Below are 18,346 nucleotides of genomic sequence, written 5' to 3' on the forward strand. Positions count from 1 at the left end.
GAGCGAGCTTGCTCGCGAAGGTGTGTCAGTCGACGCCAACGTGGCTGATACATCATCGCGAGCAAGCTCGCTCCTACAGGAAATTGTGATCTTGAGCTATCAGATCAACGCGCTATGCTGCTCGACACTGCCACCGACCGAGACACCGCCATGTCCGCCCCGAGCATGACCCTGTTCCACAACCCTCTCTCGCCCTTCGTTCGTAAAGTTCTGGTGCTGCTGCACGAAACCGGTCAACAGGATCGCGTGGCGCTGCAAGCCAGCATGCCTAACCCCGTCAGCCTCGACCCAGTCCTCAACGAAGACAATCCCTTGGGGAAAATCCCCGCTCTGCGCCTGGCCGATGGCAACGTCATCCATGACAGCCGGGTGATCCTCGATTACCTCGATCATCAACACGTGGGCAACCCGTTGATCCCCCGCGAAGGCTCGGCCCGCTGGCGCCGCTTGACCCTGGCCTCCATGGCCGACGGGATCATGGACGCCGCCGTGCTGACCCGTTACGAAGTCGCCCTGCGCGCCCCGGAGAAACACTGGGACGAATGGCTCGACGGCCAACGCGACAAGATCCGCCGCGCCCTGGCGGTGCTGGAAACGGATGCGATTGCCGAGTTGACCAGCCACTTTGACGTCGCGGCCATCAGCGTGGCGTGTGCCTTGGGTTACCTCGATTTGCGTCATCCGGACCTGGCATGGCGCGACGCGAATCCGAAGCTGGCGGCGTGGTACTTCGAGGTCAGTCAGCGGCCTTCGATGGTGGCGACGATGCCGAAGGTTTAGATCTTCGCTGGTGTTACAAACCTCAAAAGATCGCAGCCTTCGGCAGCTCCTACAGGGGTACTCATCCCAATGTAGGAGCTGCCGAAGGCTGCGATCTTTCCATCTGTGCACAACGACCCTATCAGTTCTGATAGTAGGCATAGACTGAGAAACCTCCCATGCTGACGGTCCGGCTTTATGGACCTTGCTCGGAGATCAGCCAATGCCTACTCATTCACGCAAAACAATCCTGCTGGCAACCGATCAACAGCGCTCGGTGTTGATCACCCTCGACGAGAATCGGCTTCAGCCCATTGCCTACACACCTTACGGACATCGCCCACGGGAAAACGGCTTGCTCAGCCTGCTCGGGTTTAACGGCGAATCAACGGACCCTCTGACCGGGCATTATCATTTGGGGAATGGGTATCGGCAGTTCAACCCGGTGTTAATGCGGTTTAACAGCCCGGACAGTTGGAGTCCGTTTGGGGAGGGTGGATTGAATGCGTATGCTTATTGCGGGGGGGAGCCAGTCAACCGGGATGACAGAACTGGGCATATGTTCAAATCGCCGCTAAACACAGCATCTATGAAAGTTGACCTCACTAAAGCTGCAGTTGTCCCCAAAAAATCGCTGCCGCAGATAGCCGAGGTTATTAAACCTTCTACGACTTCAGAAACGACAAATGTTTTCACGAAGCATCCCGCGGCGCCTGAAATCGCAACGGGTGAGACCACAAGACAGCTAAAACAACTCCCCGCGCTCTCAAGTACTACTGACATCGAATTTCGCAAGTCACTCCATCAGGCAACCGAAGGAGGACACGCCATCAATCCGGCCACCAGTGATTCGAGAACGTTGTCTACACCCGCTACGGTTCCGACTGTAAGACCACCACGCTCGCGAAATACGTATGTATTGGGCGGAGACAAAGATTTTGTGAAACTAAAAATCGACGCATCGAAACCTGACGGACCAAGCATTCAAAACAAGCAGGTCCGAGGCTCCTGAGCCATCGATTTTTTTACAGTAGTGATCGCGGCCAGGAGCACTCCAGCCTTCCGCCATCAGTAAATCTGCAGTGCGGGATTATCGTAATCTTCGCTCAACAATCCGGCTTATCCGCCGTAAACCTTCGCGCCGGGTTCACCGCCGCGCCAAACTCACGCAACGCCTTGGCACCAATCAACAGCGGATAGTTAAAGCTGCTGCGATCCGTCAGGTTGACCTCGACCGTGCGTTTGACGTTGCCCAGGCACAGTTCCAGATCGACCACCGGGCGTTTGGTGGGCGCGGCCGCGTCTTCATCCTCGTCTTCTTCAGAACGGGTCTTGATCTTGCTGATCCGCGCGACTTTGTGTTCGTAGACCTTGTTGCTGGCGTCTTTGGTGGCGAGGCGGAAGCGCACCCAGTCTTCACCGTCACGGGTGAAGGTTTCGATGTCTTTGGCGGACAGCGACGCGGTCAGCGCGCCGGTGTCCATTTTGGCCTTGAGCACTTCGCCGCCGATTTCCGGCAGCGCGATGTATTCGTAGCGCCCGTACAGGGTCGGCTCGGCGGCCATGATGGGCAAGGCTACGAGGGAAAGCAGTGCAAGAAGGGATTTCACGTAGTGGGCTTCCTTGGAGAGTGGGCAGCGGGATTTTAGACCGCTGTCTCTGAATTCGTTCGGCGAAAATGAGGATCAGAAGACCGCAACATTGTAGGAGCTGCCGAAGGCTGCGATCTTTTGATCTTGATTCTGAAAAGCAAGATCAAAAGATCGCAGCCTTCGGCAGCTCCTACAGATGCAGCTTTTCCAGCATAGCGCTGCCCACGTGAAACATTCGTCACCATCGATTCCGGGATTCTGGGATTTGCTCAGCGGCAACGTGCCGAGAATCATCATCGACATCAAGACCCGCGAACTCGACCCGGCACTGTGGCAGGGCGATTACGAAAACGATCCGCTGTTTCGTGAAACTGTCCAGAACTGAGTCAACCAGCTCTGGATCGAGAAGGACCAACGCATCGACGCCTTGCGCGCCGAGCGCCATTGAATCAACTGCCGCTGCCGGCGCCCCAGATCCCGCCCAGGCTTTCCAGCAACGGACCGCCAACACCCTGATCGCCGAGGTATTTGAGGATCACCGGGGCAAACTGGCCGACCATGCTGTTGTCCATGCCCAGGGCGCCGAATGCGCCGTCCAGGTCACTGGTGTTCTTCACGTTACCCAGTGCGTTCTCCAGGCCGGCCGACTTGCCGGACGCGCCGAGCAACCCGCTTAGGGCACCCAGTTGACCGCCGCCGGACAGTTTGTCCAGCCCCGGTACGCTTTTGGCGAGTTGCGAGTAGTCAGTGGAACTCAATTGATTCTTCGCCAACCCCAACATCGCCCCGGTGCCACCGACGGCTTGCTGTGGCGTGACGTTCAATTGCGAAGTCAATGCGCCGAGCAGGCCGGCGGTTTCCTTCGTCGGTGCTGCAGCCGTTGCGGCGTTACCGCCCTGCATGCTCGAGGCCGCCTTGGTCACATCATCCAGGCTGAAACCGGCGAAGACCGGGCTGGCCGCCAGGCTCATCAGCGACGCCAGTGCAAAACCGCGTGAAATCTTCATCCAGACATCCTCTTGTGCCATGAACATCGCCTGCCAATGGGGCGGCGAAAAACTGTCCGTTGGACTGGCATCCCAAGGGATTGTTCCCAGCCTTGTCACGGCTTCTGTAGGAGCTGCCGCAGGCTGCGATCTTTTGATCTCCAGCGCATTCAGCCATGCCAAAAAACAAGATCAAAAGATCGCAGCCTTCGGCAGCTCCTACAGGGTCCAAACAAATTGCGTCCGACTGCATCCAGTCTAGTCCCGCCCACGTATATCAAGCACGGACAGACACTCCTGGCCGATTCTCCTCACTAAGGATCATCACCATGAAACGCACTTCGATCAAAACGCCGTTGATTGCCAGCCTGCTGACCCTGGCCCTTGGCGGTGGATTCGCCTTGAACACCGTGCAAGCGGCAACCATGAACCACGACAGCGTCATGGTAGGCGGCCAAACCATGCTGCCGAGCAAGGACATCGTCGATAACGCCGTGAACTCCGCCGACCACACCACGTTGGTCGCCGCCGTAAAAGCCGCTGGCCTGGTCGACACCCTCAAAGGCAAAGGCCCGTTCACCGTGTTCGCCCCGGTCAACTCAGCCTTCACCGCCCTGCCCGCCGGCACCGTCGACACCCTGCTGAAACCGGAAAACAAAGCCACCCTGACCAAAATCCTCACCTATCACGTGGTCGCGGGAAAACTCGACATGATGACCTTGGCCGAGAAGATCAAGGCCGGTGGCGGCAAGACCGAGCTCACCACCGTCGCCGGCGGCAAGCTGTGGGCGATGATGAACGGCCCGCACAACATCACCATCAAGGATGAAAAAGGTGACGTCGCCGACATCACCACTTACGACGTGTACCAGTCCAATGGCGTGATTCAGGTCATCGATAAAGTGCTGATGCCGAAAAGCTGAGCCGTGCCGCCGACCCTGCGCATCGGGGTCGGCCTTTTTCCGAGGTGTTCACCCGTGAATGGAACAACCCCACAGCGTGAACTAACCTCTGCCTGCAACCGGCACCGCACGCCGCGCACCTCGATCGCCTGGAGAACCACTATTCCCATCGCCGACGCCGATCAACTCAGGCAGCTTCTCGCCCAGTGTTCACTGGGCGACCGCCGCGCGTTCGAGACGCTTTACCGCAGCGTCGGCCCACGCTTGCATGGTGTAGCGCTGCGATTCATGGGGCGCCCGGATCTGGCGGAAGAAGTGCTGCAGGAAAGCTTCGTGCGCATCTGGAACAACGCCTCGCGTTACGAATCGCATCTGTCGGCACCGCTGACGTGGATGATCAACATCACGCGCCATCAGGCCATTGACCAGTTACGCAAACATCGCGACCGGCCGTTGAGCGATCTCGAAGAACAGGCGCTGATGGATGAAAGTCCCTCGGCCCACGAACAATTAAGCAGCGCCCGCGAGGCCAGCGCCTTGAATCGCTGCCTGCAAAGCCTCGAAGGCATGCAGCGTCAATCGATCACCGTCGCGTATTTTCAGGGGCTGTCGTGCTCTGAACTGGCCGAACACCTGGCCGCGCCGCTGGGCTCGGTGAAGTCCTGGATCCGCCGCGGCATGGAACGCCTGCGCAGGTGCCTTGAATCATGAACTACCAAACTCCGACCTTGCGCCGCGCCCTCGCCGCTGATTACGCCATCGGCTTGATGTCTTCTGCCGCTCGACGGCGTTTCGAACAGTTGTTGCTGGACGACGCAGCGCTTCGTGTGGAGCTGGCGCAGTGGCAGGAAAGCCTGGCCAGACTGACCGACGCACTGCCCGAACAGCCGGTGCCGGATCGCGTGTGGCAAGGGATTACGGCGCGAATCGATCCGCAAGTGCTGCACGTGCCTGAAAAACGTCCGTTCTGGAACTGGTTGCGCGTAACGGCAGCGGTTTGCTCGCTGGTGGTCGTTGTGATGTTGAGCGTGATCTACAACCGCGACAATGCGCGATACAGCGCCACCTTGCTGACGGCCGACGCGCAGCCTGCGTTGAAGGTTGAAGCGCACAAAGATTATTTGAAAGTCGAGCCGTTGACGCTGGCAGCGGTTGATCCGGGGCGAAGTCTTGAATTGTGGGTGATTCCGGCCGACGGCAAGCCTATTTCCCTCGGTGTGATTCCGGCGGGTGGCAAGGGTCGGTTACAGCTGAATGACGCTCAAAAAGCGCTGATCGACAAACCGATTGCGCTGGCGGTTAGCCTAGAGCCTAAAGGCGGTTCGCCGACCGGACAACCGACGGGGCCGGTATTGTATCAAGGGGCGCTGGCAGCGTTGTGATCGAGCCGGAACGAAACGCACCCTTTGTAGCAGCTGCCGAAGGCTGCGTTCGGCTGCGCAGCAGTCGTAAAATCAGAATTCGCGATGTGTCAGGTAGACCACGCATGCAGGGTTTACGACTGCTGCGCAGCCGAACGCAGGCTTCGCCAGCTGCTACGGATCGCGTTGTGGATAATGCTTGCGCCTCGTACCTATCAGTTCTGATAGTAGCCAGCCTTGCCCGACTGCCCCACAGTGAAACCCTGAACCAAAGTACTTTTCAGGGAGGCCCTGCCCATGCAGTCCAACCGCGAAACGCTGCTCTGTGACTACCGTTACGATCCGCTTGATCGACTCACCGTTTGCACCCAGTCAGAGCATCAGGGTACCCAGCGGTTCTACCTCCAAACTCGCCTTGCCACCGAGGTTCAAGGCACGGTGCAGCGTTCAATCATCCACCATCAAGATCAACTGCTGGCGCAGCAGCAGCGCGAGAACGGCGCAGTAGAAACGACCTTGCTCGCCACCGATCAACAGCGCTCGGTGTTGATCGCACTCGACACTACCGGACCTCGGGCCTTCGCCTATGCACCTTACGGCCATCGCATTGCGCAGAACGGGTTGCTCAGCCTGCTCGGCTTCAATGGCGAACGGCCGGACCCGGTGACTGGGCATTATTTGCTGGGTAATGGCTATCGGGCGTTTAACCCAGTGTTGATGCGGTTTAACAGTCCGGACAGTTGGAGTCCGTTTGGGGAGGGCGGGTTGAATACGTATGTGTATTGCGGTGGGGATTCGGTGAACAGGAGAGATGACACCGGACACGCGCCAGGATTATTAGCGTGGCTAATGAAGTCATTTGGAAAGGCCCCAGGCAATGCATACAACGCCCCGCGCCACTCCAACGCGCAAGTACCGTCAGATCATCCGAGAACAGTTCCGTCTTCAAAAATAAAAAATGTAGAGACAACAATAAAAGCAATCCAAAGAAACAAGATAAAATTGGATAAAGCAAATAGCAAACTAAACAAATTCTCAGAAGATCAATTCAACATCTACAACAAAATCAAAAAGAGAAATATTGACACTGCAAATGAATTTGGCTCCGAGGAACACGACACCATGGTGCACAACGCCCTCCGTAAAAGAAGAGAAAAACTCGAAAACAAAATACTGCACTACACAAAGAAAATCAGCACACTCGAAGATAAATTTAATGGTATACGCCATAATTAATTGGGCGATATCAAGTCACATTACTCCTTCATGCTCGCGACCCTATCAGTTCTGATAGTAGCCAGCCTTGCCCGATTGCCCCACAGTGAAACCCTGAACCAAAGGACTTTTCAGGGAGCCCCGCCCATGCAGTCCGACCGCGAAACGCTGCTCTGTGACTACCGTTACGATCCGCTTGATCGACTCACCGTTTGCACCCAGTCAGAGCATACGGGTACCCAGCGGTTCTACCTCCAAAATCGCCTGGCCACCGAGGTTCAAGGCACGGTGCAGCGCTCGATCATCCAGCATCAAGATCAACTGCTGGCGCAGCAGCAGCGCGAGAACGGCGCAGTAGAAACGACCTTGCTCGCCACCGATCAACAGCGCTCGGTGTTGAACGCACTCGACACGACCGGACCTCGGGCCTTCGCCTATGCACCTTACGGCCATCGCATTGCGCAGAACGGCGCGCTCAGCCTGCTCGGCTTCAATGGCGAACGGCCGGACCCGGTGACTGGGCACTATTTGTTGGGTAATGGCTATAGGGCGTTTAACCCGGTGTTGATGCGGTTTAACAGTCCGGACAGTTGGAGTCCGTTTGGGAAGGGTGGGTTAAATGCGTACGGGTATTGCGTGGGGGATCCGGTGAATAAAGTCGATCCGACGGGACATTTTTTTTCACTAGTAAGCAATCTAGGCAAAAAGTTTACGACCTTGTTCAAGCCCACTAGATCAATAGCCGAAAATCCCAACATCAGCTTTTCGGACAAAATAGCGACCACTTTCGATGAGCTTTCGACAACAACACAACAATCATTTAACAGAAACAAGAATTTCCAAGGTCCTATATCAGAGTCAAGACACTATCTGAACGAAGTTATCAGTAGCATGGAAAATCCACCGCCTTATGCTCAAAAGGCCGGAGCCATCAACTTTAATTTAGCCAGTCATGGCGATAGCACCCTCACAATGGATCAAGCCAAGAATTACGGGATACTCGCCCAAAACGTAGACGCCGGAAAACTCAGCAACACAGGTGCCCATGCCATCGCGGTTTATCCATGGATGAAAAAATTTATCTCCAATGGAGACCCCCGCGCATTTCTCGGGGCTGTTTTTAATGCTGGAGGTGCGCTGACCAGTGGTGTGGTGGATAAATCACTCCAAAACACTGGAAAAGCGCTGCGCCGGGGAAGCGGAAACATACGATAACGACAATCCAGGACGCAATTATGTCGACCAACCACCAAATCTCCTGCTGTCATTACCACTACGACCCACTGGATCGACTGGTTGATTGCGCATGGGAGTTGGTCAGCACCCAGCGCTTTTACCTCAAAGATCGCCTGGCCAACGAGCTTCAGGGCGCGCAGCAGCTAACGATCGCTCAGCATGAGAATCAAATACTGGCGCAACAAACGCTGCAGAATGGCATAGCGGAAGCCACCTTGCTCGCTACAGATCAACAACGCTCAGTCTTAAACGCGCTGAATACGACCGATTCTCGAGTCCTCGCTTACTCACCTTATGGCCATCGACACTCGATGAACGGCATGCTCAGCCTGCTCGGCTTCAATGGCGAACGGCCGGACCCGGTGACCGGGCATTATTTGCTGGGCAATGGCTATCGGGCGTTTAACCCAGTGTTGATGCGGTTTAACAGTCCGGACAGTTGGAGTCCCTTTGGGAAAGGCGGAATAAATGCCTATGCGTATTGTTCAGGCAACCCTAATAGTTATCGTGATCCGACAGGTCATAGTCTAATTTCCGTTTTAAGCACAATCACATTTTCGACCAAATCCAGCGTCTCCGGAAGCTGGAGGATAATCCCAAAAAATCTGGCCCCCAGCGCCATGATAAAAAATATGGACCAAGGCCTACTTGATAGCATCACCAAGTATCAACCGACCACCAAAAGAGTACTCACTAGTGCAGACAATGCGATCCGTCACGCCAAGCTAATAAAATATCGCGGCAACGAAGTCGACTCACTGATTCAAGCAAGAGAAAAACTAAGCACTCATATTTCAAACGAACAAAGAACCATCGAGCGAATACAGTCAGATGTCAGCTATGACTCCAACAGCAGTGGACCAACCCTCATAGAAGCCAGTCGCACGAAGTATGTTGACGTATTGGAATCCCAATCTTTAACCACGATTCAAAAAACATTCGACCTCAATAAAAAGCTCATCGAGAAACTTAAAGAATCAGCTACAAAAATACGAACTGGCCTACCTGAATCCACTAGAGAGCTTAAATAAAAAGGGCGACATGACGTCGCCCTTCTAATACCGCTAATTTTCTTAAGCCGCACTAAACAACTTATGCGGATCAATCACAAACTTCTTCGGCACGCCCGCATCGAACTCGCCATAACCACGTGGCGCGTCATCCAGGCTGATCACCTCAACCCCAACAATGTCAGCAATATGAATGCGGTCCCACATAATCGCCTGCATCAGCTGGCGGTTGTACTTCATCACCGGCGTCTGACCCGTGTGGAAGCTGTGGGATTTAGCCCAGCCAAGACCGAAGCGAATGCTCAGGCTGCCCATTTTCGCGGCAGCATCCACAGCACCCGGATCTTCAGTCACGTACAGGCCCGGAATACCGATTTTGCCCGCCACGCGCACAACACCCATCAGCGAGTTGAGCACGGTAGCCGGCGCTTCATGTTTCACACCGTCATGGCCATGACCGCGCGCTTCGAAGCCTACGGCGTCGACGGCGCAATCCACTTCAGGTTCGCCCAGCAGTGCCGCGATTTGCTCGTGCAGCGGGGTGTCCAGGGACAGGTCGGCGATTTCGAAACCCTGCGCCTTGGCGTGTGCCAGGCGGACAGTGTTGACGTCACCGATGATGACCACTGCCGCACCCAGCAAGCGAGCGGAAGCGGCAGCGGCCAGACCGACCGGGCCGGCGCCTGCGATGTATACGGTGCTGCCTGGGCCAACGCCGGCGGTCACTGCGCCGTGATAACCGGTGGGCAGGATGTCGGAGAGGCAGGTCAGGTCACGGATTTTTTCCATGGCGCGATCGCGATCAGGCAGTTTCAGCAGGTTGAAGTCGGCGTACGGCACCATCGCGTATTCGGCCTGGCCACCGGTCCAGTCGCCCATGTCGACATAACCGTAAGCACCGCCCGGACGAGCCGGGTTAACGCTCAGGCAAACGCCGGTGTGCATTTCCTTGCAGGAACGGCAGCGCCCGCAAGCGACGTTGAACGGCACGGACACCAGGTCGCCGATTTGCAGGTTTTCGACGTCGCTGCCCTTCTCGATCACTTCACCGGTGATCTCGTGACCCAGCACCAGGCCGGTTTGCGCCGTGGTACGGCCGCGCACCATGTGCTGGTCGGAACCACAGATGTTGGTGGACACCACGCGCAGGATGACAGCGTGATTGATCTTCCTGCCGCGCGGGTCCTGCATTTTCGGATAGTCGATTTTCTGTATTTCGACCTTGCCATTGCCGAGATACACCACACCACGATTGCCAGACATGCTTTCACCTCGCTGTTGTTTTTATGTAGCGGTCGCGTCGCCCAGGATCGGCGGCGCGTTGATTGCTCGGTAAATCAAAAGATCGCAGCCTTCGGCAGCTCCTACATTGACCGCATCCCCCTGTAGGAGCTGCCGAAGGCTACGATCTTGGCGGTCTCAAGAACGCTACAAAACCACCGTGCGGTTGGCGTTCAGGAAAACCCGTCGTTCAATGTGATATCCAACGGCCCGCGCCAAGGTCAGTCCTTCAATATCCCGCCCCTTGGCGATCAAATCTTCCGGGTAATGACTGTGGTCCACAGCCTCCACGCCCTGGGCGATGATCGGCCCTTCGTCCAGGTCGTTATTAATGTAGTGCGCCGTGGCGCCAACCAGTTTCACGCCTTTGTTATAGGCCTGGTGATACGGCTTGGCACCCTTGAAACCCGGCAGCAGGGAGTGGTGAATGTTGATCGCCTTACCGTCGAGTTTGCGGCACAGTTCGGGTGACAGGACCTGCATATAGCGGGCGAGAATCACCAGTTCGGCGCCGGACTCTTCGATCACCTGCAACACTTGGCGTTCCTGCGACGGCTTGTCGTTCGGGTCCAGCGGGAAGTGGTAGTACGGAATCTGGTGCCAGTCCGCCAGCGGCTTGAGGTCCGGGTGGTTGGAGATGACGGCGGCGACGTCCATCGACAACTGGCCGATGCGCTGGCGATAGAGCAAATCGTTGAGGCAGTGATCGGCCTTGGAGACCATGATCACCACTTTTGGCCGGTAGTTCGGCGGGGTGAGTTCGAAGATCATGCCGAAGGCTTTGCCGCGTTCTTCCAGGCCTGCGCGGAAGGCTTGTTCGTCAAAGTCGTTGGGCTGGCGGAACTCCACACGAATGAAGAAACGAGCCGAGAGCCGGTCATCGAAGGAATGGTGCTCAGTGACGTAGCAACCCTGCTCGAACAGAAAGCGCGTCACCGCGTCCACTGTGCCGAGGACACTGGGGCAGTCGGCGGTCAGAATCCATGTGTCTGGGGCGCGGCTCATAGTGCGGTGACTCCTGTTCGAAAATACCTGCACAATTTGGTGGCTGTGCAGGATCTTGTGGCGAGGGGATTTATCCCCGTTCGGCTGCGAAGCAGTCGTAAACCATTGCAAGCTGTTCGCCTGATACACCGTGGTTGCAATTTTTGGGGCTGCTTCGCAACCCAACGGGGATAAATCCCCTCGCCACAATTACGCCTGAACGCTCAGGCCGTATTCAGCCGCCGCATCCTGCAACCACAACCACCAGTAATCCGAGAAGCTGCGACGAATCAGCAGTTCCCAGGTGTCTTCAGCGGTGTGGCGGATGACCAATTGCGACTTGGCGAACACCGTGCCGACAGCCTTGCCCACCGGGAAGCTGTTGGGGTGCACGTCGTAGCTGGTGGATTTCATCAGCACTTGACGCACGTTTGGGCCGCTCAGTTCGAGGATCTGCTGGCCGCCGCTGACGTTGGTGATCGCGATGTGCAGGTCGCCCAGCGCTTCACGCAGCTTTTGCTCGGTGGCGAACTCTTCACCGGTCGGCACGATCAGCAGCCATTCATCCGGCCCCATCCATTGCAGGCTGGTTTCGCCCTTGATCACCACCGTCAGCGGGCCTGGCAATTCGATACCGAGGGCCTTGTGCACGCCGGCCGCGAAGGCAGCATCGAGGCCGTCGCCACGAAGGGTCAGGTGGCCGAGGAGTTTTTTCTCACGCACGGTGACACCGGCGCTTTTGCGACCCTTGCCCACGAGACTGGCGAGGTCGGCATGATGCAGCGACGACTCGGCCTTGGCCCCGGTGGTTGGGCGTTGTTGGTAAACATTGGCTGTGGTCATAAAGCACCTTTCCTGAATTCTGTTGGTTCCGGCCCTTGTGGTGGCTGTTCTGCCGCCTTCGCGAGCAAGCCCGCTCCCACAGTCGACCGCGTTCCCCTGTGGGAGCGGGCTTGCTCGCGAATAGCCGCCCGCCCACAGGACCCGAGGCCACTTACACGTTCTGGCGATCGCCTTTAGGATCGAAGAACACCGAAGAAACGATTTCCGCCTCGATCACGCTGCCGTCGGCCAGCGGTGCGAACACGCGCTCACCCATCCGGCTCAAACCGCCCTTGACCACGCCCATGGCAAACGAATAGCCCAGGGAGTTGTGCAGGTAGCTGGAGGTGACGTGACCGACCATGCTCATCGGAATCGCTTGCTTGGTGTTGAACACCAGTTGCGCACCTTCCGGCAGCCATTTGGTCGGATCGATCGGTTTCAGGCCGACCAACTGTTTGCGTTGATCACGCACACAGTCTTCGCGGTTCATGCCACGCCAGCCGATCCACGAGAACGGTTTGGTGCGTCCGACACACCAGCCCATGTTCAGGTCGTCCGGGGTCATCGAGCTGTCGGTGTCCTGGCCGACGATGATGAAGCCCTTCTCGGCCCGCAGCACGTGCATGGTTTCAGTGCCGTACGGCGTCAGGTTGTACTGCTTGCCAGCCTCGACGATTTTCTCGAGCACGCCCATGGCGTAGTCGGCTTGCACGTTGACTTCGTACGACAGCTCACCGGTAAACGAAATCCGGAACACCCGCGCCGGCACACCTCCGACCAGGCCTTCTTTCCAGGTCATGAACGGGAACGCTTCGTTGCTCAAATCGATGTCGGTGACCTGGCTGAGCAGCTTGCGGCTGTTCGGCCCGGACAGCGTCATGGTTGCCCAGTGGTCGGTGACTGACGTGAAGTACACCTTCAGGTCTGGCCATTCGGTCTGGTGGTAGATTTCCAGCCATTGCAGTACGCGTGCAGCGCCGCCGGTGGTGGTGGTCATCACGAAATGGTTGTCGGCCAGACAGGCTGTTACGCCGTCGTCGAAGACCATGCCGTCTTCTTTACACATCAGGCCGTAACGCGCCTTGCCCACGTCGAGCTTGGTCCAGGCGTTGGTGTAGATGCGGTTCAGGAACTCACGGGTGTCCGGCCCCTGGATGTCGATTTTGCCCAGCGTCGAAGCGTCCAGCAGGCCAACGCTGTCGCGCACGGCTTTGCATTCGCGCTTCACGGCGGCGTGCAGGTCTTCACCGTTTTTCGGGAAGTACCAAGGACGTTTCCACTGACCGACGTCTTCAAATTCGGCGCCGTTCTTCACGTGCCAGGCTTGCAGCGCGGTGTAGCGCACTGGCTCGAAGATGTGCCCACAGTGACGACCGGCCACGGCGCCGAAGGTCACCGGCGTGTAGTTCGGACGGAACATGGTGGTGCCCATCTGCGGGATGGTCACGTTCAGCGAACGGGCGGCGATGGCCAGGCCGTTGACGTTGCCGAGTTTGCCCTGATCGGTGCCGAAGCCCAACGCGGTGTAGCGCTTGACGTGCTCGACCGACTCGAAGCCTTCGCGGGTCGCCAGTTCGATGGCGGCGGCGGTGACGTCGTTTTGCAGGTCGACGAATTGCTTCGGCGCCCGTGCGGTGTTCTTTTCGTGCGGCACCTGGAACAGCGCCAGCGTCGGCTCTTCGAGACGGCTCAGGGCTTTGGGCAAGGTGCCTTCGACCACACTGAAACCGGCTTCATTGGCTGCGCGAGCGCCGCCTTCAAAACCATCGGCCAACGAATCGGCGAGACCGTAGACGCCGTTGATGCCACCGACGCACACGCGTTTCTGCGGTGCTTCGCCCGGTACGAAACCCAGGATGTCTTCACGCCAGATCGGCTTGCCGCCCAGGTGCGAAGCCAGGTGAACCACCGGGCTGTAACCACCGGAACTGGCAACCAGATCGCACTCGAGCCACTCACCAGGGCTGGTCACGGCGTGCGCTTTCACATCGATCGCGGCAACGCGAGCGGCGGTCACGTGCTTGCTGCCACGGGCCTCGATCACTGCGCTGCCGGTCAGGATGCGGATACCTTTGGCGCGTGCTTCTTCCACCAGCGCACCGCGCGGGTTGCTGCGGGCGTCGGCAATGGCGACGACTTGCAGGCTGGCATCGAGCCAATCCAACGCTACGCGGTAGGCGTGGTCGTTGTTGGTCGACAGCACCAGTTTTTTGCCTGGAGCCACGCCGTAGCGACGAACGTAAGTCGACACAGCGCCGGCGAGCATGTTGCCCGGCACGTCGTTGTTGCCGTAGACCAATGGACGCTCGTGAGCGCCGGTCGCCAGCACCACACGCTTGGCGCGAACCCGGTGGATGCGCTGACGTACCTGGCCAATCGGGGCGCGGTCGCCGAGGTGATCGGTCAGGCGCTCGTGAATGGTCAGGAAGTTATGGTCGTGATAACCGTTGACCGTGGCGCGCGGCAACAGCAGCACGTCCGGGGTATCTTTCAGTTCGGCGATGACGCTGGCCACCCACTCCGACGCCGGTTTGCCGTCGAGGCTTTCGCGGGAATCGAGCAGGCTGCCGCCGAACTCTTCCTGCTCATCGGCGAGGATCACCCGGGCACCGCTGCGCGCGGCCGCCAATGCTGCGGCGAGACCTGCGGGGCCACCGCCGACGATCAGCACGTCGCAGTGCTGGTTCATGTAGTCGTAGGTGTCCGGATCGTTCTCGGTCGGCGAGCGGCCAAGACCTGCCGCCTTACGGATGTACTTCTCGTAAGTCATCCAGAACGATTGCGGGTACATGAAGGTTTTGTAGTAGAAGCCCGGCGGCATCAGCTTGCCGCCGACCTTGCCGAGAATCCCCATCATGTCGTTGTTCACGCTCGGCCAGCCGTTGGTGCTGGTGGCGACCAGGCCTTGGTACAACGCTTGTTGCGTGGCGCGTACGTTCGGGATCTGCGTGGCTTCGGTCGCGCCGATCTGCAGCACGGCGTTCGGCTCTTCGGCACCGGCGGCGAAGATGCCGCGCGGACGAGAGTACTTGAAGCTGCGACCGATGATGTCGACACCGTTGGCCAGCAAGGCGGCGGCCAGGGAGTCACCTTCAAAGCCTTTGTAGACCTGGCCGTTGAAGGTGAAGCTCAGCACTTTGTTGCGGTCGATCCGTCCACCGTTGGACAGGCGATTGATCTGGCTCATACCTTCTCTCCCAGAGCCGTCGTGGCCGCTTTCTGGCCATCGGTCTTGTCGGTGAACTGCGGCTTGGTGCCGATCTTGTAGGTCTCGAGAATCTCGTAGGTCACGGTGTCGCGGGTGGCGTTGAAATACTGACGGCAACCGGCGACGTGATCCCACAGCTCGTGGTGCAGACCGCGAGGGTTATCGCGGAAGAACATGTAGTCGCCCCACTCCTCGTCGGTGCAGGTGTTCGGATCCAGTGGACGCGGGATATGCGCCTGGCCGGATGCGTGGAATTCCTCTTCGGAGCGCAGTTCGCCGCAGTGAGGACAGAAGATATGCAACATGGGGATTTCTCCTGTTAGTGGGCAACCGCAGCAGCGCCGTGTTCATCGATCAACGCACCGTTGTGGAAACGGTCGATGGAGAAAGGTGCAGCCAATGGGTGCATTTCACCCTTGGCCAGGCTCGCGGCAAACACGTTGCCCGAGCCAGGTGTTGCCTTGAAGCCACCGGTTCCCCAACCGCAGTTGAAGAACATGTTTGGCACCGGGGTTTTCGAGATGATCGGGCAGGCATCCGGTGTGGTGTCGACGATGCCGCCCCACTGACGGTTCATGCGTACGCGCGACAGCACCGGGAACATTTCGACGATGGCCTGGATGGTGTGCTCGATCACCGGGTACGAACCCCGCTGGCCGTAGCCGTTGTAGCCGTCGATACCGGCGCCGATCACCAGGTCGCCCTTGTCGGACTGGCTGATGTAGCCGTGCACGGCGTTGGACATGATCACGCTGTCGATAATCGGCTTGATCGGCTCGGACACCAGTGCTTGCAGCGGGTGGGATTCGATCGGCAAGCGGAAACCGGCGAGTTTGGCCATGTGCCCGGAGTTACCGGCAGTGACCACACCGACGCGCTTGGCGCCAATGAAGCCCTTGTTGGTTTCGACGCCAATGCACACGCCGTTTTCCTTGCGGAAGCCGATCACTTCGGTCTGCTGGATCAGGTCCACGCCGAGTGCGTCGGCGGCCCGAGCAAAGCCCCACGCCACGGCATCGTGACGAGCCACGCCGCCGCGACGCTGGACGGTCGCGCCCATCACCGGGTAGCGGGTGTTTTTCGAGCAGTCGAGGTACGGAATCTCGTCGGCCACTTGCTTGGCATCGAGCAGTTCGCCGTCCACGCCGTTGAGGCGGTTGGCGCTGACCCGACGTTCGGAATCACGAATGTCCTGCAGGGTGTGGCACAAGTTGTAGACGCCACGTTGGGAGAACATCACGTTGTAGTTCAGGTCCTGGGACAGGCCTTCCCACAATTTCATCGCGTGTTCGTACAGGTGCGCCGATTCGTCCCACAGGTAGTTGGAACGCACGATGGTGGTGTTGCGCGCGGTGTTACCGCCGCCCAGCCAGCCTTTCTCGACCACGGCCACGTTGGTGATGCCGTGTTCCTTGGCCAGGTAGTAGGCGGTCGCCAGACCATGCCCGCCACCGCCGACGATGACCACGTCATAGACCTTTTTTGGGGTCGGCGTGCGCCACATTTTCTGCCAGTTTTCGTGATGGCTGAGGGAGTGTTTGAAGAGGCCGAAGCCTGAGTAGCGTTGCATAGTCATTTACTCCAAAACCGCGCTCAGCGATAAACCGGGAAGTCCGCGCACAGGGCCGAAACTTGCTGCGCGACATTGGCTTCGACATCGGCGTCGCCGAGGTTGTCGAGGATGTCGCAGATCCAGCCGGCCAGCGTGACGCACTGGGTCACCTTGAAGCCGCGAGTGGTCACCGCCGGGGTGCCGATGCGCAGGCCCGAGGTCACGAACGGCGACTGTGGATCGTTCGGGACAGCGTTCTTGTTCACGGTGATGTGGGCGCGACCGAGTGCTGCATCCGCCTCTTTGCCGGTGAGGCCCTGACGGATCAGGCTGACCAGGAACAGGTGGTTATCGGTGCCGCCGGACACTACATCGTAGCCGCGTTTGATAAACACGCCGGCCATGGCCTGGGCGTTGTCGATCACTTGTTGTTGGTAGGCCTTGAAACCGGGCTCCAGCGCTTCCTTGAAGCACACGGCCTTACCGGCGATCACGTGCATCAGCGGGCCGCCCTGACCGCCGGGGAACACGGCAGCGTTGAATTTCTTTTCCAGCGCTTCGTTGGCCTTGGCCAGGATCAGGCCACCACGTGGACCGCGCAGGGTTTTGTGGGTGGTGGTGGTGACCACGTCGGCGTACGGCAGCGGGTTCGGGTACAGGCCGGCAGCGACCAGACCGGCGACGTGCGCCATGTCGACGAAGAGGTAGGCGCCGACTTTGTCAGCGATCTGACGGAAGCGCGGGAAATCCAGGGTCTTGGAGTAGGCGGAGAACCCGGCGATGATCATTTTCGGTTTGTGCTCGACCGCCAGGCGCTCGACTTCGTCGTAATCGATCAGGCCGGTGGTGGTGTCGATACCGTACTGAACAGCGTTGTAGAGCTTGCCGGAGAAGCTGACCTTGGCGCCGTGGGTCAAGTGACCGCCGTGGGCCAGGCTCATGCCCAGCACGGTGTCGCCCGCATTCAGCAGCGCGAGGTAAACCGCGGCGTTGGCCTGGCTGCCGGAGTGCGGCTGCACGTTGGCGTAATCGGCACCGAACAGTTGCTTGGCGCGTTCAATGGCCAGGGCTTCGACCTTGTCGACGTGCTCGCAGCCACCGTAGTAGCGCTTGCCGGGATAGCCTTCGGCGTATTTGTTGGTCAGGCCACTGCCTTGCGCTTCCATGACGCGTTTGCTGGTGTAGTTCTCTGACGCGATCAGCTCGATGTGATCTTCCTGGCGTTGCTCCTCGGCATTCATCGCCGCCAGCAGTGCATCGTCGTAGCCCTTGATCTGGTCTTGCTTGCTGAACATCGCGTCTCTCCCAGCGGCGGCTTGTGCGCCTTTCGTCTCGGTGAGGCACGTACCTTTCGGCAGTGCCCTTTGGATGCGATGGTATGACCGGCGCAGACAGGTCAAATGCCTATGGACGCCACGCAAAGGTGCGTTTACGA

The 18,346-nt window shown here is 58.4% G+C and carries 16 protein-coding genes and 2 pseudogenes; 9 read left to right on the top strand and 9 right to left on the bottom strand.

Going from position 1 to position 18,346, the window contains the following annotated elements; all coding sequences use genetic code 11:
* Positions 1 to 150: 150 nt before the first annotated feature.
* Both ACA052_RS26650 and ACA052_RS26655 read left to right on the top strand, forming a co-directional pair.
* Entirely contained in the window at positions 151 to 780 is a 630-nt protein-coding gene (locus ACA052_RS26650; protein ID WP_497650404.1) for a glutathione S-transferase, read from the top strand.
* A 223-nt stretch (positions 781 to 1,003) separates the two neighbouring features.
* Positions 1,004 to 1,324: pseudogene (locus ACA052_RS26655) on the top strand (RHS repeat-associated core domain-containing protein); the annotation flags it as partial.
* 541 nt (positions 1,325 to 1,865) lie between these two features.
* Here ACA052_RS26655 and rloA2 read toward each other — a convergent pair.
* Positions 1,866 to 2,369, bottom strand: a complete 504-nt coding sequence (rloA2, locus tag ACA052_RS26660) for a retropepsin-like aspartic peptidase RloA2 (RefSeq protein ID WP_497647472.1) — start codon at positions 2,367 to 2,369, stop codon at positions 1,866 to 1,868.
* A 226-nt stretch (positions 2,370 to 2,595) separates the two neighbouring features.
* Between rloA2 and ACA052_RS26665 the strand changes: the two are divergent.
* Positions 2,596 to 2,799: pseudogene (locus ACA052_RS26665) on the top strand (acyltransferase); the annotation flags it as partial.
* 1 nt (position 2,800) lies between these two features.
* Here ACA052_RS26665 and ACA052_RS26670 read toward each other — a convergent pair.
* Positions 2,801 to 3,358, bottom strand: a complete 558-nt coding sequence (locus tag ACA052_RS26670; protein WP_497647473.1) for a DUF2780 domain-containing protein — start codon at positions 3,356 to 3,358, stop codon at positions 2,801 to 2,803.
* 308 nt (positions 3,359 to 3,666) lie between these two features.
* On the opposite strand from ACA052_RS26670, the gene ACA052_RS26675 reads away from it, so the two are divergent.
* The 6 genes from ACA052_RS26675 to ACA052_RS26700 all read left to right on the top strand — a co-directional run bounded on the left by ACA052_RS26675 (position 3,667) and on the right by ACA052_RS26700 (position 9,082).
* Positions 3,667 to 4,260: a fasciclin domain-containing protein gene (locus ACA052_RS26675; RefSeq protein ID WP_497647474.1), complete on the top strand. Its 594-nt coding sequence runs from the start codon at positions 3,667 to 3,669 to the stop codon at positions 4,258 to 4,260.
* A 54-nt stretch (positions 4,261 to 4,314) separates the two neighbouring features.
* Entirely contained in the window at positions 4,315 to 4,950 is a 636-nt protein-coding gene (locus ACA052_RS26680) for an RNA polymerase sigma factor (RefSeq protein WP_497647475.1), read from the top strand.
* Positions 4,947 to 5,621, top strand: a complete 675-nt coding sequence (locus tag ACA052_RS26685) for an anti-sigma factor (protein ID WP_497647476.1) — start codon at positions 4,947 to 4,949, stop codon at positions 5,619 to 5,621. The genes ACA052_RS26680 and ACA052_RS26685 overlap by 4 nt, the downstream gene beginning before the upstream one ends.
* A gap of 276 nt (positions 5,622 to 5,897) precedes the next feature.
* Positions 5,898 to 6,836, top strand: coding sequence for an RHS repeat-associated core domain-containing protein (locus ACA052_RS26690; RefSeq protein WP_497647477.1), 939 nt, complete (start codon positions 5,898 to 5,900; stop codon positions 6,834 to 6,836).
* Between the two features lie 126 nt (positions 6,837 to 6,962).
* Positions 6,963 to 8,030: an RHS repeat-associated core domain-containing protein gene (locus tag ACA052_RS26695; protein ID WP_497647478.1), complete on the top strand. Its 1,068-nt coding sequence runs from the start codon at positions 6,963 to 6,965 to the stop codon at positions 8,028 to 8,030.
* 20 nt (positions 8,031 to 8,050) lie between these two features.
* Positions 8,051 to 9,082 carry an RHS repeat-associated core domain-containing protein gene (locus ACA052_RS26700; RefSeq protein WP_497647479.1) on the top strand — a complete coding sequence of 344 codons (1,032 nt, stop codon included), beginning with the start codon at positions 8,051 to 8,053 and terminating at the stop codon, positions 9,080 to 9,082.
* Between the two features lie 42 nt (positions 9,083 to 9,124).
* Here the strand turns inward: ACA052_RS26700 and fdhA are convergent, their stop codons facing one another.
* The 7 genes from fdhA to glyA form a co-directional block, all read right to left on the bottom strand.
* Entirely contained in the window at positions 9,125 to 10,324 is a 1,200-nt protein-coding gene (fdhA, locus tag ACA052_RS26705) for a formaldehyde dehydrogenase, glutathione-independent (RefSeq protein WP_007947729.1), read from the bottom strand.
* A 165-nt stretch (positions 10,325 to 10,489) separates the two neighbouring features.
* Positions 10,490 to 11,347 carry a formyltetrahydrofolate deformylase gene (gene purU, locus ACA052_RS26710; protein ID WP_497647480.1) on the bottom strand — a complete coding sequence of 286 codons (858 nt, stop codon included), beginning with the start codon at positions 11,345 to 11,347 and terminating at the stop codon, positions 10,490 to 10,492.
* A 189-nt stretch (positions 11,348 to 11,536) separates the two neighbouring features.
* Complete coding sequence (locus ACA052_RS26715) at positions 11,537 to 12,169, bottom strand: sarcosine oxidase subunit gamma (RefSeq protein ID WP_497647481.1); 633 nt, start codon at positions 12,167 to 12,169, stop codon at positions 11,537 to 11,539.
* Positions 12,170 to 12,320: 151 nt separating this feature from the next.
* Positions 12,321 to 15,338, bottom strand: coding sequence for a sarcosine oxidase subunit alpha (locus tag ACA052_RS26720; RefSeq protein ID WP_497647482.1), 3,018 nt, complete (start codon positions 15,336 to 15,338; stop codon positions 12,321 to 12,323).
* Entirely contained in the window at positions 15,335 to 15,664 is a 330-nt protein-coding gene (locus tag ACA052_RS26725) for a sarcosine oxidase subunit delta (protein WP_497647483.1), read from the bottom strand. Before ACA052_RS26725 ends, ACA052_RS26720 begins: the two co-directional genes overlap by 4 nt.
* A 14-nt stretch (positions 15,665 to 15,678) precedes the next feature.
* Positions 15,679 to 16,929, bottom strand: coding sequence for a sarcosine oxidase subunit beta (locus ACA052_RS26730; protein ID WP_007947735.1), 1,251 nt, complete (start codon positions 16,927 to 16,929; stop codon positions 15,679 to 15,681).
* 23 nt (positions 16,930 to 16,952) lie between these two features.
* Positions 16,953 to 18,206, bottom strand: a complete 1,254-nt coding sequence (gene glyA, locus ACA052_RS26735) for a serine hydroxymethyltransferase (RefSeq protein ID WP_497647484.1) — start codon at positions 18,204 to 18,206, stop codon at positions 16,953 to 16,955.
* Positions 18,207 to 18,346 lie beyond the last annotated feature (140 nt).

This window comes from Pseudomonas sp. LBUM1644, from assembly GCF_059716195.1.

Bases quoted from the DNA above. Each gene is read 5' to 3' on its own strand.
- ACA052_RS26650 (WP_497650404.1), top strand. From the start codon at position 151: ATGTCCGCCCCGAGCATGACCCTGTTCCACAACCCTCTCTCGCCCTTC.
- ACA052_RS26670 (WP_497647473.1), bottom strand. From the start codon at position 3,358: ATGAAGATTTCACGCGGTTTTGCACTGGCGTCGCTGATGAGCCTGGCG.
- ACA052_RS26675 (WP_497647474.1), top strand. From the start codon at position 3,667: ATGAAACGCACTTCGATCAAAACGCCGTTGATTGCCAGCCTGCTGACC.
- ACA052_RS26685 (WP_497647476.1), top strand. From the start codon at position 4,947: ATGAACTACCAAACTCCGACCTTGCGCCGCGCCCTCGCCGCTGATTAC.
- ACA052_RS26690 (WP_497647477.1), top strand. From the start codon at position 5,898: ATGCAGTCCAACCGCGAAACGCTGCTCTGTGACTACCGTTACGATCCG.
- ACA052_RS26695 (WP_497647478.1), top strand. From the start codon at position 6,963: ATGCAGTCCGACCGCGAAACGCTGCTCTGTGACTACCGTTACGATCCG.
- ACA052_RS26700 (WP_497647479.1), top strand. From the start codon at position 8,051: ATGTCGACCAACCACCAAATCTCCTGCTGTCATTACCACTACGACCCA.
- fdhA (WP_007947729.1), bottom strand. From the start codon at position 10,324: ATGTCTGGCAATCGTGGTGTGGTGTATCTCGGCAATGGCAAGGTCGAA.
- purU (WP_497647480.1), bottom strand. From the start codon at position 11,347: ATGAGCCGCGCCCCAGACACATGGATTCTGACCGCCGACTGCCCCAGT.
- ACA052_RS26715 (WP_497647481.1), bottom strand. From the start codon at position 12,169: ATGACCACAGCCAATGTTTACCAACAACGCCCAACCACCGGGGCCAAG.
- ACA052_RS26720 (WP_497647482.1), bottom strand. From the start codon at position 15,338: ATGAGCCAGATCAATCGCCTGTCCAACGGTGGACGGATCGACCGCAAC.
- ACA052_RS26725 (WP_497647483.1), bottom strand. From the start codon at position 15,664: ATGTTGCATATCTTCTGTCCTCACTGCGGCGAACTGCGCTCCGAAGAG.
- ACA052_RS26730 (WP_007947735.1), bottom strand. From the start codon at position 16,929: ATGCAACGCTACTCAGGCTTCGGCCTCTTCAAACACTCCCTCAGCCAT.
- glyA (WP_497647484.1), bottom strand. From the start codon at position 18,206: ATGTTCAGCAAGCAAGACCAGATCAAGGGCTACGACGATGCACTGCTG.